Origin of the sequence: Amycolatopsis vancoresmycina, assembly GCF_000716785.1 — a bacterium.
GTDB classification, from domain to species: domain Bacteria; phylum Actinomycetota; class Actinomycetes; order Mycobacteriales; family Pseudonocardiaceae; genus Amycolatopsis; species Amycolatopsis vancoresmycina.
In genome coordinates, this window is record NZ_JNYY01000027.1 from 17,201 (window position 1) to 32,457 (window position 15,257).

At 71.5% G+C, this 15,257-nt stretch carries 17 protein-coding genes; 5 read left to right on the forward strand and 12 right to left on the reverse strand.

Annotated features, from left to right (window positions below; all coding sequences use genetic code 11):
• Nucleotides 1-82: 82 nt before the first annotated feature.
• The 4 genes from OO60_RS39530 to OO60_RS39545 form a co-directional block, all read right to left on the reverse strand.
• The gene (locus OO60_RS39530; protein WP_033263307.1) at nt 83-895 is read right to left on the reverse strand and encodes a TIGR02569 family protein; all 813 of its coding nucleotides are present in this window, start codon (nt 893-895) and stop codon (nt 83-85) included.
• Nucleotides 896-982: 87 nt separating this feature from the next.
• The gene (moeZ, locus tag OO60_RS39535; protein WP_004558604.1) at nt 983-2,158 is read right to left on the reverse strand and encodes an adenylyltransferase/sulfurtransferase MoeZ; all 1,176 of its coding nucleotides are present in this window, start codon (nt 2,156-2,158) and stop codon (nt 983-985) included.
• Nucleotides 2,159-2,251: 93 nt separating this feature from the next.
• Complete coding sequence (locus OO60_RS39540) at nt 2,252-3,415, reverse strand: DUF3152 domain-containing protein (protein WP_033263308.1); 1,164 nt, start codon at nt 3,413-3,415, stop codon at nt 2,252-2,254.
• Nucleotides 3,416-3,496: 81 nt separating this feature from the next.
• Entirely contained in the window at nt 3,497-4,474 is a 978-nt protein-coding gene (locus OO60_RS39545) for an alpha/beta fold hydrolase (RefSeq protein ID WP_033263309.1), read from the reverse strand.
• 114 nt (nt 4,475-4,588) lie between these two features.
• On the opposite strand from OO60_RS39545, the gene OO60_RS39550 reads away from it, so the two are divergent.
• On the forward strand, nt 4,589-5,215 hold the full coding sequence (locus OO60_RS39550) for a TetR/AcrR family transcriptional regulator (protein ID WP_003095505.1): 627 nt from the start codon (nt 4,589-4,591) through the stop codon (nt 5,213-5,215).
• Between the two features lie 46 nt (nt 5,216-5,261).
• On the opposite strand, the gene OO60_RS39555 is transcribed toward OO60_RS39550, so the two are convergent.
• A complete protein-coding gene (locus OO60_RS39555) occupies nt 5,262-6,155 on the reverse strand; it encodes an alpha/beta fold hydrolase (protein ID WP_003095502.1) in 894 nt (297 codons plus the stop codon).
• Nucleotides 6,152-7,060, reverse strand: a complete 909-nt coding sequence (locus OO60_RS39560) for an AurF N-oxygenase family protein (RefSeq protein WP_003095500.1) — start codon at nt 7,058-7,060, stop codon at nt 6,152-6,154. Before OO60_RS39560 ends, OO60_RS39555 begins: the two co-directional genes overlap by 4 nt.
• Nucleotides 7,061-7,114: 54 nt before the next feature.
• Between OO60_RS39560 and OO60_RS39565 the strand changes: the two genes are divergently transcribed.
• The gene (locus OO60_RS39565; RefSeq protein WP_003095497.1) at nt 7,115-7,885 is read left to right on the forward strand and encodes a TetR/AcrR family transcriptional regulator; all 771 of its coding nucleotides are present in this window, start codon (nt 7,115-7,117) and stop codon (nt 7,883-7,885) included.
• Nucleotides 7,882-8,199 carry a DUF4873 domain-containing protein gene (locus tag OO60_RS39570; protein WP_003095493.1) on the forward strand — a complete coding sequence of 106 codons (318 nt, stop codon included), beginning with the start codon at nt 7,882-7,884 and terminating at the stop codon, nt 8,197-8,199. Before OO60_RS39565 ends, OO60_RS39570 begins: the two co-directional genes overlap by 4 nt.
• A gap of 65 nt (nt 8,200-8,264) precedes the next feature.
• On the opposite strand, the gene OO60_RS39575 is transcribed toward OO60_RS39570, so the two are convergent.
• From OO60_RS39575 to OO60_RS39585, 3 genes are all read right to left on the reverse strand, one after another.
• Nucleotides 8,265-8,714: a pyridoxamine 5'-phosphate oxidase family protein gene (locus tag OO60_RS39575; RefSeq protein WP_033263310.1), complete on the reverse strand. Its 450-nt coding sequence runs from the start codon at nt 8,712-8,714 to the stop codon at nt 8,265-8,267.
• 138 nt (nt 8,715-8,852) lie between these two features.
• Nucleotides 8,853-9,083 (reverse strand): DUF3107 domain-containing protein, encoded by a 231-nt coding sequence (locus tag OO60_RS39580; RefSeq protein ID WP_003095490.1) that lies wholly within the window; start codon nt 9,081-9,083, stop codon nt 8,853-8,855.
• 120 nt (nt 9,084-9,203) lie between these two features.
• Nucleotides 9,204-9,857, reverse strand: coding sequence for a ferritin-like fold-containing protein (locus OO60_RS39585; protein WP_033263311.1), 654 nt, complete (start codon nt 9,855-9,857; stop codon nt 9,204-9,206).
• Between the two features lie 181 nt (nt 9,858-10,038).
• Between OO60_RS39585 and OO60_RS39590 the strand changes: the two genes are divergently transcribed.
• Complete coding sequence (locus OO60_RS39590; protein ID WP_003095486.1) at nt 10,039-11,871, forward strand: DEAD/DEAH box helicase; 1,833 nt, start codon at nt 10,039-10,041, stop codon at nt 11,869-11,871.
• A gap of 25 nt (nt 11,872-11,896) precedes the next feature.
• Nucleotides 11,897-13,213, forward strand: a complete 1,317-nt coding sequence (locus OO60_RS39595) for an Rv3212 family protein (RefSeq protein WP_003095485.1) — start codon at nt 11,897-11,899, stop codon at nt 13,211-13,213.
• On the opposite strand, the gene OO60_RS46140 is transcribed toward OO60_RS39595, so the two are convergent.
• The 3 genes from OO60_RS46140 to OO60_RS39610 all read right to left on the reverse strand — a co-directional run bounded on the left by OO60_RS46140 (nt 13,206) and on the right by OO60_RS39610 (nt 15,126).
• A complete protein-coding gene (locus tag OO60_RS46140; protein ID WP_155848951.1) occupies nt 13,206-13,604 on the reverse strand; it encodes a hypothetical protein in 399 nt (132 codons plus the stop codon). The two genes, OO60_RS39595 and OO60_RS46140, sit on opposite strands and share 8 nt — an antisense overlap.
• Before the next feature lie 28 nt (nt 13,605-13,632).
• On the reverse strand, nt 13,633-13,944 hold the full coding sequence (locus OO60_RS39605) for a hypothetical protein (RefSeq protein ID WP_003095480.1): 312 nt from the start codon (nt 13,942-13,944) through the stop codon (nt 13,633-13,635).
• 330 nt (nt 13,945-14,274) lie between these two features.
• Entirely contained in the window at nt 14,275-15,126 is an 852-nt protein-coding gene (locus OO60_RS39610; protein ID WP_003095477.1) for a RecB family exonuclease, read from the reverse strand.
• Nucleotides 15,127-15,257 lie beyond the last annotated feature (131 nt).

Below are 15,257 nucleotides of genomic sequence, written 5' to 3' on the forward strand. Positions count from 1 at the left end.
GTTGGGTCGCCACCCCGAAGCCTGATTGTGACTACGGCCGGTAGCACCGCGTCAAGGCGGGAAAGCGTGCCTTGACCCGGTACTACCGGCCGTGTTCTGGCTTCGGATCGGGGTTGCGGGGGGCTGCTGCGCGGAGGCCGTCCAGGGATGCCTGGGTTGATCTTGGGTTCAGTGCGTTCGAGGCCAACCTGAACAGCACCGCTCTCAGCAGGAGCTGCGGCCACTCCGGCAGGTGCGCCCAGCGTTCGAGCAGGTCGCGGCCCGCTCCGCCCCAGGCCAAGGCATCTACCGCGACGATTGCCGCGCCGTACTCGCCCGGGCGGTAATACGGCACGAAGTCGACTACTCCCGGGATGTCGTCGCCGTCGAACAGCAGGCCTGCTAGGAGCTCTCCGTGCGCCACCTGCGATGGAAGCTTGATCGGGCGGCGGGCGCCTGCCAGGACCTCGAACCAGCGGCCGCCCTTTGTCTCCTCCAGGGGGACCTCGTGTTCCTCCCACGCCACTCGGTCGGCCACCGCGTCGACGTCGGTGCGGGCGTCCAGGAAGTCCGGGCGGGGTAGGCCCACCGTGGCCCGGTGCAGCTTCACCGCCGCCAGTACCGAGGCGTCGCCGCGGTGTTCCGGGGTGCCCGGGATGAAGCGAGCCGCCGTCCAGCCGCCGACGATCCAGCGGCCGTCCGTTGAGCGGACCGGGCGCCCGACCCGCAGGCCCGGCTCACGGATGTAGTCCAGTGCGTGTGCGGTCCACAGTGTGCGGACCTTGTCCGTTACCGGCTTGAGCACCAGGTCACCGCAGCGCCATGCCGTCGAATCCGGCAGGCGTTCGGCGCCTTCGGTAGGGCCGCCGAAAGTTGCGCAGACGTGCGGCGGGGGGCGTTCGAGGGTTGACCTCACCGCCGTGACGTTACCCGGCCGGGTGTTCCACGAATGAGAAGACGCGCTGCTCACGCACGGTTTCCCGGCCGGGCCGAACACACACTCTCAGTAGGTCGGCAGGCTCGGGTCGATCTGCTTCGCCCAGGCGAGCACGCCGCCGCCGAGGTGCGTCGCGTCCTTGAAGCCGGCCGCGTGCAGGGCCGCCAGGGCCTCCGCCGACCGCGCACCCGACTTGCAGTGCAGCACGATCGGCTTGTCCTGCGGCAGCTCCGCCAGCGCCTCGCCCGAGAGGATGCGGTCCTTCGGGATCAGCGTCGCGCCCTTGATGTTGACGATCTCGTACTCGTGCGGCTCGCGGACGTCGATCAGGGCGAAGTTCTCGCCGCTGTCGAACTTGGCCTTGAGCTCGGCCGGGGTGATCGTGCTGCCCGACGCCGCCGTGGCAGCCTCGTCCGACACGACGCCGCAGAACGCCTCGTAGTCGATCAGCTCGGTGATCTTCGGCGTGTCCGGGTCCTTGCGGATCTTGACCTCGCGGTACTTCATCTCCAGCGCGTCGTAGCTGATCAGGCGGCCGAGCAGCGGCTCGCCGATGCCGGTGATGAGCTTGATCGCCTCGGTCACCATGATCGAGCCGATGGACGCGCACAGCACGCCCAGCACGCCACCCTCGGCGCACGACGGGACCATGCCCGGGGGCGGCGGCTCCGGGTAGAGGTCGCGGTAGTTGAGGCCCTTGCCGTTCGGCGCGTCCTCCCAGAACACGCTGACCTGGCCCTCGAACCGGAAGATCGAGCCCCAGACGTACGGCTTGCCCAGCAGCACCGCCGCGTCGTTGACCAGGTAGCGCGTCGCGAAGTTGTCGGTGCCGTCGACGATCAGGTCGTACTGCTCGAAGATCTCCAGCGCGTTCGACGAGTCGAGCCGGTCGGTGTGCAGGTGCACCTTGACCAGCGGGTTGATCTCCGCGATCGACTCCTGCGCGGACGCGGCCTTGAGCTTGCCGACGTCGGACTGGCCGTGGATGACCTGGCGCTGCAGGTTCGACTCGTCCACGACGTCGAAGTCGACGATGCCGAGCGTGCCGACCCCGGCCGCGGCCAGGTACAGCAGCGCGGGGCTGCCGAGGCCGCCGGCCCCGATCACCAGGACCTTCGCGTTCTTCAGCCGCTTCTGCCCGTTCACCCCGACGTCGGGGATGATCAGGTGACGGCTGTACCGGGCCACCTCTTCCTTGGTGAGCTCGGCAGCCGGCTCGACGAGCGGCGGCAGTGCTGACATGGGTCCTCCATCTCGCGCGCGTATCGCGTCCATCCCACTATGCACAACGCGCGCAGGCAAATATGCCTTCCCGCGTCCAAGGAGTGGGACGGCTCAGCCTTGCGGTGTGGGGTTCGGCCAGGAGTTGGTCTTGCAGATGCGGCCGTCCTTGGCCACCTTGCCCTTGTCGCCGCCGGGGATGTCGTTGAGCATCGACACGTAGTCGTCGGAGACGCCGAACGACTGCTGCATCATCACCGGCGCCGGCTGGTCGTTGCCGCCGCAGCCGACGTGCTGGTTGCCCAGTGCGTGCCCGACCTCGTGGTTGATGGCGTACTGCCGGTACCCGGTCATGTCGGGCCCGTACGCCTTGGCGCCGCGCACCCAGCGGGCCAGGTTGATCAGCACCCGGCCGAGGCTCTTGCGGTAGCACGAGGCTTCGAACTTGATCTGGAACCCGCAGGCGTCCGGCCGGTGCGTGGTCTCCGGCGTGGTGAGGCTCACCTTGAAGGACGGGTTCGGGAAGTTGCCGTCCACCCGCTGGAACGCGATCTTGCCGTCCCAGGTCCAGCCCTGGGCCGGGTTCGACAGCGTGCCCTGGACGGCCGTGGCGAAGGCGTCGTCACCGGCGTAGCTCGCCGGGTCGATGCCGTCCTCGACCTCGACGGTGTAGGTGTACAGCTTCCCGGTGCCGATCTTCGGGCCGCTGCCCGGCACGACGTGCCACTTGCCGGTGCCGGCCTGCGTGAACGGGATGCCCTCGGGCAGGTCCGCGGTCGGCACCTTGAGGTCGACCGGGGTGGCCGGGTTCTCCGGGATGGGCTGTTCGCCGTTGCCGTCGATCGCGCCGCCGGAGGAATCGCCGCCCGCCGATTCGACGCCGGCCGCCGACGCGCCGGTGCTCTGCTCGGCGATCGGCTGGGCCGGGCTGTTGGCCGTGTTGACCACGACCAGCACGGTCAGCACGACCAGGATCGGCAGGGCGTAGACGCGCCAGCCGTAGGTCTTGGTGAGCTTCGCAACGCCGGACTTCGGCGGCGGGTCCGCCTTCTCCCGCGCGACCGGCACGTCCGGCTTCCAGGAGGCGCTCAGCGGCTCGGCGCTGGTCCGCCTGCTGCCCGGGCGGTAACGGTCCTCGCCGACGCGCTGCGCCGGCGCCTTCGACGGGCGGTACTGCCCGGTGCGCGGGGGGTCCGCGGGCTCCGGCGGCCGGCGGGCCGACGCGCGGTGCGGTGCCCGCCGATCCTCGCCTCGCGCGTCCTGCTTCACCCGGTCCACCGCACCAGGGTGCCACAGCGCCACCGAACCGTTATCGGCGACTGGCGGATCATCGAGTGAACCCGGCATCCCCCGATCGGGCTACCAGGTGCCCGCTTCGACGTGCTCCCACATGCCCAGCACGGCCTTCGCGACGACGACCGGGCGTTCCATCTGCGCCACGTGCCCGGTGCGCGGGAGCACCAGCAGCCGGGCCCGCGGGATCGCCCGCGCGGTCCGCGCCGCGCGCTTCACCGAGATGACGCGGTCCTGCCGCCCCCAGACCACCAGCGTCGGCGCCCGGACGAGCGGCGCGACCGACCACAGCGACGCCTTCCCCAGCGTCGACCACGCGCGGAAGATCGCGAAGGTGCTGCGGGCCATCGCCGGAGCGGCCCAGGCGAAACCGGCGCGGGCCCCGTGTTCCTCGGTCAGCTCGTCGAGCCGGCTGTCCGGGAACCGGGACGGGTCGGCGAAGCACAGCTTGATGACCTGCGCGGCGCGCTCCCGCGGCCCGAGCGCGGCCAGCTGCGCCCGCACGCGCGCGCCGACCAGCGGCAGGTAGGCGAACGCCATCCGCGGGTCCGACAGCCGCCGCGGGTCGAGGCGCAGGTCGGGCACGGCGGGCGAAATGAGCGTCAGCGTCTCGACCAGCTCCGGCCGCTGCGCCGCGACGAGCAGCGCGATCGCCCCGCCCATGGAGTTGCCGAACAGGTGCACCCGCCCGCCGCACTTCTCGACGTGCCGCACCACGACGTCCGCGTGCGCCTGGAGCGTGAAGTCGAAGCCGTCCTCGGGCTCGGAGTAGCCGAACCCCGGCAGGTCGATGGCGGAGCCGCCGGCCACCGGGGCGAGCAGCGCGGCCAGGTCGGTCCAGTTCGTCGACGAGCCGCCGAGGCCGTGCACGTAGACGGCGGGCACGCCGTCCGGGCCCGGCGTGCGCCGGACGTGCAGCCGGGCGGTGCCGACCTCCTCGAAGGCGGCGGGCCACGGCGGCGGGACCGGGTCGAGCGAGGGCAACGCCCTGGTCGAGAGGGGCACGTGGGTCAGCGGCGCCCGCGCCGGCACGGGGGTGTTCACGGATCCAGAATGCCCGACCCTTGGCGCGGCACACGTACCGGCGAGTAATCTTCAGGGCGACTTCACGCGGTGGCGACCCCGCCCGTCGAAGAAGAGATGACGGGAGGACGAAGCATGACGGAGATGACGCGGCTGCAGCAACGTGGGGTGCGGCTGCCCCGGACCGAGCGCCGGGCCCAGCTCCTCGCCGCGGCGCAGCGGGTCTTCGCCGAAAACGGTTACCACGCCGCCGCGATGGACGAGATCGCCGAGGTCGCGGGCGTCTCGAAGCCCGTGCTGTACCAGCACTTCCCCGGCAAGCTCGATCTGTACATCGCGCTGCTGGAGAGCCACGTCGACGAGCTGGTCAAGCGCGTCCAGAACGCACTGGACTCGACGACGGAGAACAAGCAGCGCGTCCCGGCGACGGTGGGCGCGTTCTTCGACTTCGTCAGCAACGACGCCGGCGCGTTCCGGATGGTGTTCGAGTCGGACCTGCGCGGCGAGCCGGCGGTCCAGGAAGCGGTCGACCGGGCGACGTCGGCGAGCGTGGACGCGATCACCGAGACGATCACCGCGGACGCCGGCCTCGACGAAGACAAAGCGCGCCTGCTGGCCGTCGGCCTGGTCGGGATGAGCCAGGTCAGCGCCCGGTTCTGGCTGGCCCACCACCAGTCGATGAGCCGCGAGGAAGCGGTGGCACTGACGGCCAACCTCGCCTGGCGCGGCATCGGCGGCGGCTTCCCGCTCAAGGACTCCTGACCGGCAGGCGGCGGCACTCCCCTGAAAGTGCCGCCGCCGGCCGGAATCAGCGGACGGCGGCGCGGACCAGGGCGCTGATCCGGCGCGCCACCTCGTAGGGGCGTTCCTGCGGGAGCATGTGCCCGGCGCCCGGGAACCGGACGAACTCCGCGTGCGGCAGCTCGTCCGCGATCACCTTCGCGTGCGCCAGCGGGCACAGCCGGTCCCGCTCCCCCGCCAGCACCACCGACGGCACGTCGCAGAGCGCGCCCAGGCCGCCGACGCCGCGGTGCGCCGCGATCGCGTCCAGGAACAGCCCCGCACTCGCCGGATGCGCGCGCAGCAGCTGCTCGACGACGCTGTCCACCTGCTCGCGGCCCGGGCGCAGGCCGAACACCAGCCGCCGGGCCCCCGACCGGACCATGCCCGGCCGCAGCCGCAGCGTGTCGCTCCGAAGTCCCGCCAGCAGCTTCGCCACCCGCGGCTCGAACCGTGTCACGCTCCGGCCCACCAGCCCGGGGAAGCCGAGGGTCAGCTTGTCCATGTCGCCGGACGACGTCGCGACGAACGCCGCGCCCGCCAGCCGCGACGCGACCAGCTCCGGGTGCCGTTCGGCGAGCACCATCAGCGTCATGCCGCCCATCGAATGCCCGGCCAGCACCAGCGGCCCGTCGGGGACGCGGTCGGCGATCAGCTCGGCGAGGTCGTCGGCGAGGCGGGCGATCGTGGCGCCACCGGGCCGGGCGGGCGTGGAAAAGCCGTGCCCGCGCAGGTCGTAGCGCAGGACCCGCAGGCCGGGGTCGAGCTGCGGCAGCACGAAGTCCCACGTCCGGTGGTCCTGCGTCCAGCCGTGCACCAGCACCAGCGTCACCGCCGAGTCGGCGGGCCCGGACTGCGAGACGTGCAGCGCGGCGCCGTCGCTCGTGACGAACCGGTGCGCGGGCGAGACGACGGCGGTCATCGGCCCGCCGGCAGCAGGAAGGACTTGCGCCAGAAGTACTTCCCCGGCAGCCCGACCAGCCCGGACTCCTGAAGGAACGGCATGATCTTCTCCCCCGCCCACGCGATCGTCCCCTGCCAGTGCGGGTTGTTCAGTGCCGCCTCGACGCCGTCGCGCGGCCGGATGCCGACCGCCTTGTAGACGTCCGGGTTGATGAACGCCCGCGTCACGAAGTACGAGATGAGCGCGATGATGAACTGCTGGTAGGCGATCTCGGCCTTCGACAGCTTCGCCATGCCGCGCGTCACCTCTTCGCGGGCGAAGGTGACGTGCCGGGCCTCTTCCAGGACGTGGATCCGGTTGACCATCCGGACCAGCGGCTGCACGCCTTCGTCGTTCATCTGCTCGCGCTGCAGCCGGTCCAGGACCTCCTCGGCGACCAGGATCGCGCCGTAGCGCGCCGGGCCGTAGGAGATCGTCGGCATCAGCTTCGCGAGCTTCCGCAGCCACGGCACCGGGCCGTAGGCGGGGCAGCCGATGCGCGCCGCCATCCGCGCGAACATCGTCGAGTGGCGGCATTCGTCGGCGATCTCGGTGAGCGCGAACTGGGCGTGCGCGGACGTCGGGTCCTGTTCGTAGACCTCCTTGAGCAGCATCTGCATGAGGAGGATCTCGAACCAGAGCCCGGTGGTCGCGACGCTCGCGACCTCGTGCTTGCCCAGCTCGATGCGCTGGTCGGGGGTCAGCTTGTCCCAGAGGTCGGTTCCGTAGAGGGAGGAGCGCTCTTCGAGGATGAACCGCTTGCCCTCGACCAGCGGCGCGGTCCAGTCGATGTCGACGTCGGGGTCGTAGAACTTGTTCGCCGACGACTTCAGCAGGCGGTCCGCGGTCTTTTCGCGGTCCGGTTCCTTCAGCGTCCGCGTCATTGCCGACACCCCTTCCGGATGTGTAACTTGAGGTAACAGTTACCTGTGCGTAGCATGACCCCCGTGATCGAACGTGTCAAGCGCTCAGGCAAGCAGCCCGGCAAGTCCTCCCGCGGCGAGGAAGCGACCGGCGACGCCCGGCGCGACCGCTGGCGCAAGCACCGGATCGCGCGGCGCAAGGAGTTCGTCGAAGCCGCGCTGCGGGCGCTCGACACGCACGGCCCGGACCTCGGCATGGAGGACGTCGCCGCGGAAGCCGGCGTCACGAAACCGGTGCTGTACCGGCACTTCGACGACAAGGCCGATCTCTACGTGGCGCTCGGCCAGCGCGGCACCGAGATCCTCTTCGAGCGGCTGATCCCGGCGATCAACGCCGAGCTGGCCCCGGTCCCGCGGATCCGGATGGCCCTGGACGCGTTCTTCACCGTGATCGAGGAGCACCCGAACCTGTACCGGCTGCTGGCGCACGGGCGGCCGGAGAAGCCGGTGTCGTCGGACGTCGTGGCCGAGGACAAGGAACTGATCGCGAGCGCGCTGACCGCGCTGCTCGGCGACTACATGCGGATGTTCAACATGGACTCCGGCGCGGCCGAGCCGTGGGCGCACGGCATCGTCGGCATGGTCCAGAACACCGGCGAGTGGTGGCTGGACCGCCGTTCGATGAGCCGCGACGCGGTCGTGGAGTACCTGACGCAGATCATCTGGGCGGCGATCGACGGGCTGACCCGCCAGAACGGCGTGGTCATCGACCCGAACCAGCCCCTGGAAGCCAACAAGGTGGTCCAGCTGGGCCGCGCCTCGGACGCGTTGGAGGAAACGTCATGAGCGAGCACGACGAAGACGGCTACAGCGGCGAAGCCACCCTGGTGGTGGACGGCGTTTCCCTGGCGGCGACGGTCGAGCTGCGCGGCTACTTCCAGCCGATCGACGGCTACTACCGCTGGTACGGCCGGGTGGCGGTGAACGACGAGCTGACCCGCCTGGCGGGCGGCAAGAAGAAGGCCGTCTCCATCCAGGCGGGCGCCCACTCGGCGACGGGCGAGCTGTCGGACCCGGACCCGTGGGGCCGCTACCGGATCACGGGCACGAGCACACCGCCGTTCCACGTCCCGACGACGCTCGAGGAACTCAACGCCTGATGCCGCGAATGACTCATTCGGGACCTCGGAGGTCCCGAATGAGTCATTCGCGACCTTCCAGGCCGTCAGGGTAGGCGCGGGCCGGGCAGCTCCACGCCGGGCAGCAGGCCGTTGGCGATGTCGGTGGCCCGCCACTTCCGCACGCTCAGCCGGACCGCTGTGACCGGCGCGGCCAGGAAGGGCGCGGCCTCGGGGACCTTGGCGACGAGCAGCTCGCGCACCCGCGCGTCCTCGTCGGCGGGCACGACCTCGGCGAGGGCCTGGGCCTGCAGGAACGGCTGCATCGGCGAGCCCGTCGAGACGACGACCGAGACCACCGGGTTCTCGCGGATGGCGGCCAGCGTCCGGCCGCGGTCTTCGAGGACGAGGTTGAGGGTGAATTCGCCGCTCTCGGCGAAGTAGACCCCACCGACCCACGGCCCGGTGCTGCCCGAGGTGGCGAGGAACAACGACTTGTGCGCGGAGAGGGTGCTCCGCACGAGATCCGCGACAGCGGTCGGCTCGAGTGTGGTCACCCGGCGAAGCTAGGCGGCAGAAAAGCGACACTCCAAGGAAAACAGCACAATCCGGTGAAACCGCTCCAGAAGGCGGCCTCCCGCGGCTGGTCGTGAGTGGTAAGGCGCGTTCTAACGCGCCTTACCACTCACGACGGGTCAGTCGCCGACGCCGAAGCCGACCTTGCGGACGTCCGAGGGGGCGATCTCGACGTACGCGATGCGGTCGGCGGGGACGATGTACTTGCGCCCCTTCTCGTCGTTGATGCGGAAGAGCCCGTCACCGGCCGTCAGGGCCTCGGCGACCAGCTTCTCCACCTCTTCGGGAGACTGGCCGCTGGACACCACCAGCTCGCGCGGTGTGTCCTTGATGCCGATCTTGACCTCCACGTGGGACCTCCGCTGGAAATTCGTAAGGGATGTGCCGGCCAAGGCTAACCGAACCGGCTCGTTCCGGTGGCGCATGTCCGCGCCCGACCGCGTCGTCACTTCCGGGTACTCCATCGCCGATCACCCCAGGCCGAGCGCCTGCATGCGCTTGGTGTGCCCCTGTTGCAACCGCCGGAACAGCGCGGCAATTCCGGAGAGGTCGCCCGAGCCGGCGATGATGAGCTCGGCCAGCCCGTCGCGCTCGGCGACGACGTACTGGGCCTGGGTCAGCGCCTCGCCGAGCAGCCGGCGCCCCCACAGGGCGAGTTTGTCGCGGGTCTTGGGGTCGGCCTCGATGCCGGCCGCGACCTCGCGTTCGGCGAAGGCCGAGTGGCCGGTGTCGGCCAGCACGGTCAGCACCAGGTCCTTGGTCTCCGGGTCGAGCCAGCTGGCGATCTCCCGGTACAGGTCGGCGGCGAGCCCGTCGCCGACGTAGGCCTTGACCAGCGACTCCAGCCACGACTTCGGGGGCGTCGAAGCGTGCCAGGCGTCGACCTGGGCCACGAACGGCGTCATCGCGTCTTCGATCTTGACGTCGTGCGCGGCCAGGTGCTGGGCGAGCAGGCCGTAGTGACCGATCTCCGCGGCCGCCATCTGCGCCAGCGCGGCCCGCCCGGCCAGGGTCGGGGCACTGCGCGCGTCTTCGGCCATCCGGTCGAAGGCGGACAGTTCGAGGTAGGCGATCACACCCAGAAGGTCGACTACGCCTTCTGAGATCTCTTTCGGCTCGGTCACGGGGGCAGGGTATCGCCGAAGCACCCGGGCGTGCCGCGACGAGACCGATCACACTGGTTCCGGCGCGCCGGGTACTGTCGAAAAACTGCTGACCAGGTACACTGGCGACCGAGATCAAGCTTCCGTACGCCATACCGGCGTCGGGAAACAGGCAGGTCACGAGACCTGCCGACGTACTGCAATGTGCGTGCACGCCTCTTCCGGCATTCCCGGGACGGACCGGTTCCGCGCTTCGAAACCAAGCGCCAGGGACCAGGGTTTACTCCCGGTCGAGTGTCGAGCGGACCAACGGCGGTGCGCGCTGGTCACGAGAGAGGCGATCACCCTGACCGCAGAAATTCCCACAACCGAACAGACCCCCGCCGTCGCGCTGGAACACAGCGAGACCGGCCCGGCCGCGCTCGACACCTCGCACCCGCTGCAGGCGGGCGTCGAGGTCGAGCCCGAGGCCCCGACCTTCGCGTCCTTCGGCGTCAAGCCGGAGATCGTCAAGGCGCTGGGCGAGGCCGGCATCGAGCGGACGTTCGCCATCCAGGCGCTCACCCTGCCGCTGGCCATGGCCGGGGACGACCTCATCGGCCAGGCCCGCACCGGCATGGGCAAGACGCTGGGCTTCGGCGTCCCGCTGCTGCACCGCGTGCAGGTCCCCGGCGACGGCACCCCGCAGGTGCTCGTCGTGGTGCCGACCCGCGAGCTGTGCATCCAGGTCGCCAACGACCTCAAGGGCGCCGGCAAGCACCTGGGCATCCGCACCCTGGCCATCTACGGCGGCCGCCCGTACGAGCCCCAGATCGAGGCGCTGCGCAAGGGCGTCGACGTCGTGATCGGCACCCCGGGCCGCCTGCTCGACCTGGCCGAGCAGCAGCACCTGGTGCTCGGCAAGGTCCGCGGGCTCGTGCTGGACGAGGCCGACGAGATGCTCGACCTGGGCTTCCTGCCCGACATCGAGCGCATCCTGCGGATGGTGCCGGACGAGCGGCAGACGATGCTGTTCTCGGCCACCATGCCCGGCCCGATCATCACGCTGGCCCGCACCTTCCTGCGCCAGCCGACGCACATCCGCGCCGAGGAGAACGACGCCGGCGCGGTCCACGAGCGCACCACCCAGTTCGTCTACCGGGCGCACTCGATGGACAAGCCCGAGGTCGTCGCCCGGATCCTGCAGGCGGCCGACCGCGGCCTCACGATGATCTTCAGCCGCACCAAGCGCACCGCGCAGAAGGTGGCCGACGACCTGGTCGAGCGCGGCTTCGCGGCCGCCGCCGTGCACGGCGACCTGGGCCAGGGCGCCCGCGAGCAGGCGCTGCGCGCGTTCCGCTCCGGCAAGGTGGACGTGCTGGTCGCGACCGACGTCGCCGCCCGCGGCATCGACATCGACGACGTCACGCACGTGATCAACTACCAGTGCCCGGAGGACGAGAAGACCTACGTCCACCGGATCGGCCGCACCGGCCGCGCCGGGCGCACCGGCGTCGCCGTCACCCTGGTCGACTGGGACGAAGAGCCGCGCTGGAAGCTCATCTCGGACACCCTCGGCCTGGACATGCCGGAGCCGGTGGAGACGTACTCGTCGTCGAAGCACCTGTTCGAGGACCTGGGCATCCCGGAGGGCACCACCGGGCGGCTGCCGCTGGCCAAGCGGACCCGCGCGGGCCTGGCCGCCGAGGAGGAAGAGGACCTGGGCGGCAAGAAGCGCGGCCGTCGCCGTGGCGAGCCCGCGTCGGAAGACGCGCCGCGCAAGCGCACCCGGGCCCCGCGGAAGCGGACTCGCGGCGGCGCGCGGGCGGCCGAGGCGATCGAGGCCGCGGACAACGCCGCTGGTGCCGGTGCTGCGGAGGACGCTCCTTCGGAAGGCCGCACCCGGACCCGCCGCCGCACCCGCACCGGCAACGCCCCGGAGGCGACCGGCCCGGCCGTCGAGAAGGAGGCCGGCGAGAACGCCGAGCGTCCGGCTCGCCGACGCCGCCGTCGCCGTCCGGCCGCGACGTCTGATACACCTGCGTCGGCAGACTGAGGCTTCTCCATCGGGGGTTCGGTACGTGAGCGACGGCGAGAAGGCGGCTGAAGAGTCGCCTGCCTACGGGTCCGAGGACGTACTCGAGGACGACGCCCCCGAGAGCCCCCCGCCCGTCCCGCGGGTCAAGGCACGGCGTTCGCCGTGGAACCGCGGGCGGGACCGGGTGATCGCCGCGCTGATCGCGGTGCTCGTGCTGGCGGTCGCGCTGGTCATCGGCGCGACGAGCGACAGCGCGGCCACCGACCGGACCGAGGCGGGCCCGCCGCCGCCGTTGCCCGCGGCGCCGGACAAGGTGCCCGGGTCGATGGCGGAGATCTGGAGCGCCCCCAGCGGCGCGACGCCGATCCCGGTGGTGGCGGGCGACTCGGTCGCCACCGCGGACGGCGGCGAGGTCGCCACCCGCGACCCGCTGACCGGGCAGATCCGCTGGCACTACACGCGTGACCTGCCGTTGTGCACGCTGGACTCGGTGTGGGGGCGGCTGAACGCCGTCTACCACAAGACCCGCAACTGCAGCGAGGTCACGCAGCTGGACCCGGCGACCGGCCGGATCACGGCGCAGCGCAACGGCAACGCGGAGCTGGGCACCCAGCTGGTCGACGACGGCTCCCACGTGACGGCCACGGGCAAGCAGCTCCTCACGACCTGGCGCGACGACCTGGTGCAGAGCGCGGAGTACGGCCAGGTCCCGGCGCTGGTCAACGCGGGCAAGCAGCCCCGGACGGGCTGCACGTACGGCACGGTGGCGGCGGCGTCGAGCAAGGTCGGCGTGATCGAGCGCTGCCCGGGCGACCCGGCGGACCGCCTGACGGTGTACAAGGCGGCCCCGGAGAAGGACGACGAGCCGCAGGTCGCGTTCAGTTCGGTGCTGGCGGGCAAGCGAGCCCGCGTGGTGGCGATGTCGGGCGACCTGACGGCGGTGGTGCTGCCGGACCAGAAGCTCCTGGTGGTCTACAACGGCGACGGAACCCAGCGAGCGGCGTACCCCCTGGACGTCCCCCCGGCCGACTTGGCGGCCGACCCCCCGTCGGGAGTGGAGGCGACGACCCAGACGGCGGCAAACGTGTACTGGTTCAGCGGGTCGAAGGTGGTGGCCCTGTCCCGCGACGACCTGGCGCCGCGCTGGACGTTGAGCAGCGCTTCGGGCCCGGGGGTGACGTTCGCGCAGCAGCTGGTGGTCCCGATCAAGGGCGGCCTGGCGGTGCTGAACGAGAACGACGGTTCGACGATCCGCACGGTCGGGGTGGACCGCCGCGGTTACGCGGGAGTGGTCCGCTTGGCCGCGGCCGGCCCGGTCCTGCTGGAGCAGCGCGGCCCAGTCCTGGCGGCGCTCAAGTAACGCGCCGCAGCGTCTTCACGAGGAAGCCGTCGATCCTCAGGAGGGTGGCCGGCGAGACCGGCGGCGCCTGCCAGCCGGCCCGCTCCATATGGTCCACAATGGACTGATCGAGGCCGATGCCGTAGGTCTCGACGTACTGCGCGGCATCACACCGCCAGTAGTAGGCACCGTCGGTCATGACGCCCGACCCACCGGAGACGCCGAACCGGCCTTCGAGCACGTCCTCGGTGTACTCCATGAGCGCGATCACGACGGTACCGTTCCGGAGGTACCGGGCCACCTGTTTCCGCAGGTCACCATCGAGCCGGCCGACGAGCGGCCGCAGCAGGCCGGGCTCGAGGCCGAACGGGGTGTCCCCACCGGGCCCGAAGACACCGAGCGGCTCGGGCACCGGGCTCTCGTGGTTCGCCGCGGCCACGTCAGCCGAGCCAGAAGACGGCCGCGGTGGCGGCCGCGAACAACACGACGGCAACACCCCCGCCGGCGGCGGGCAGCCCGACGCGCCGATCGGCCACGCGCTGAGCCGCCAGCGCCAGCACGGCAGCCAGGGGATGCCCGACCAGCGAAGCGGCCCCGGGCCCCGGAGCACCGGTGAACAGGCACACCAACCCGACGACCAGCACGCCGACGGCCAGCACGGTGAGCCCGGCGGCCAGCGAGCCGGTGAACCCCCGCCACCAGCGACCACGATCCTTCGCCGGCTTCGTCGCCGAGCCCGCCTCGGCAGCCACCGGTGCGATCCGCTCAGGCTCGACACGCCCCTGCTCCACGGTGGGTGCCTCGGCCGCAATCTCGGCCTCGTCAGCAGGCGAGGTGGCCCCGGCCGGATCCCGGCGTGCCGCCGATACCTCCGTACCGCCACGCCCCTCAGCCGAAGCCGGGGGCCCTCCAGCCGGCCGCGCCGCGCTACGGCCGGCGGCCGAAGCCGCGGGCCGCTTGGACGGCACCTGGCCCTCCGGCCGCACCTCGGCGCCGGGAGCTGCCGGGCCCGGGCGGTCGGGCTCCGGCGGTGGCGCTGCGGCCAGTTCGTCGGTGTCCGGTGAAGCCACGTTCCCTCCCGTTCAGGGCGCGAGCAGGTCCCAGGGCTGCGCCTGCGGGGCCGCTTCCTGGCCCGCCGGGCAGCTCGGCCGGAAGTCGCACCAGGCGCAGCGCCGGTCCGGGCGGGGTGGGAACAGCACGTCCCCGTCGCCGCCCGCCTCCAGGGTATCCGTGGCCAGGCGGAGGTCCCCGGCCGTCTCCTCCGCGCGTTTGAGCTGCCGCTGCAGGCTCTCCGAGGTGTGCTCCGCCGCCGCGATCGTGCCCGTCGGCAGGTGGTGCAACTCCACCGTCGTGCACGGCATCCGCAACGTCCGGGCCGCCGCCACCGCGTACAACGCCAGTGCCTGCGACGCCCGGGCCTCGTACTCGTCCGGGGGACGGCGGCCCGTCTTGTAGTCCACGATCACCAGCGAACCGTCACGCGCGTCGATCCGGTCCGCGCGGCCCTCGATGATCATCGACGGGCGCTCCCCCGGCGTGGCCGTGACCGGCGCCGACACCCAGCGCTCCAGCCCGACCGGGTCGTGGGTCACGTCGTTGTCCTCGACGTACTCCGCCACCCAGCCCTTCGCGCGCGCCCGGTACCGCGCCGCCTGCTCCTCGCTCTCGAAGCCCGCGTCCTTCCAGAACTCCGCCACCAGCGCCACCGCCCGCTGCGGCACGCGCTTGAGCACCGGCAGGTCGAACAGCGCCCGCAGCGCGTTGTGCACCACCGCGCCGAGCGTGCTGTGCGCCCACGGCCCGGTGCGCTGCGGGGTCGGCCGGTCGAGGTACGAGAGGCGGTACCGGCGCGGGCAGTCGTCGAAGGTCGCCAGCCGTGCCGGCGAGACCTTCGTGAGCCGCACCGGTTGCGCGACGCCGAAGTCGAAGCCCATCTGCTCCTTCACTCCGCCCACGCTACGCACCACCACCGACACTTTTTTCGGGGGTTCGGGTGGCGGAGCCCCCGACATGGGGCGAAGCCCCAGATGTCACGGCCACTTTCCGCGCGGGGCGACCCGGGCCC

Coding starts and splice junctions, on each gene's coding strand:
- moeZ (WP_004558604.1), bottom strand. CDS start 2,158: ATGTCAGCACTGCCGCCGCTCGTCGAGCCGGCTGCCGAGCTCACCAAG.
- OO60_RS39550 (WP_003095505.1), top strand. CDS start 4,589: ATGACGGAGATGACGCGGCTGCAGCAACGTGGGGTGCGGCTGCCCCGG.
- OO60_RS39555 (WP_003095502.1), bottom strand. CDS start 6,155: ATGACCGCCGTCGTCTCGCCCGCGCACCGGTTCGTCACGAGCGACGGC.
- OO60_RS39560 (WP_003095500.1), bottom strand. CDS start 7,060: ATGACGCGGACGCTGAAGGAACCGGACCGCGAAAAGACCGCGGACCGC.
- OO60_RS39565 (WP_003095497.1), top strand. CDS start 7,115: ATGACCCCCGTGATCGAACGTGTCAAGCGCTCAGGCAAGCAGCCCGGC.
- OO60_RS39570 (WP_003095493.1), top strand. CDS start 7,882: ATGAGCGAGCACGACGAAGACGGCTACAGCGGCGAAGCCACCCTGGTG.
- OO60_RS39590 (WP_003095486.1), top strand. CDS start 10,039: ATGTGCGTGCACGCCTCTTCCGGCATTCCCGGGACGGACCGGTTCCGC.
- OO60_RS39610 (WP_003095477.1), bottom strand. CDS start 15,126: ATGGGCTTCGACTTCGGCGTCGCGCAACCGGTGCGGCTCACGAAGGTC.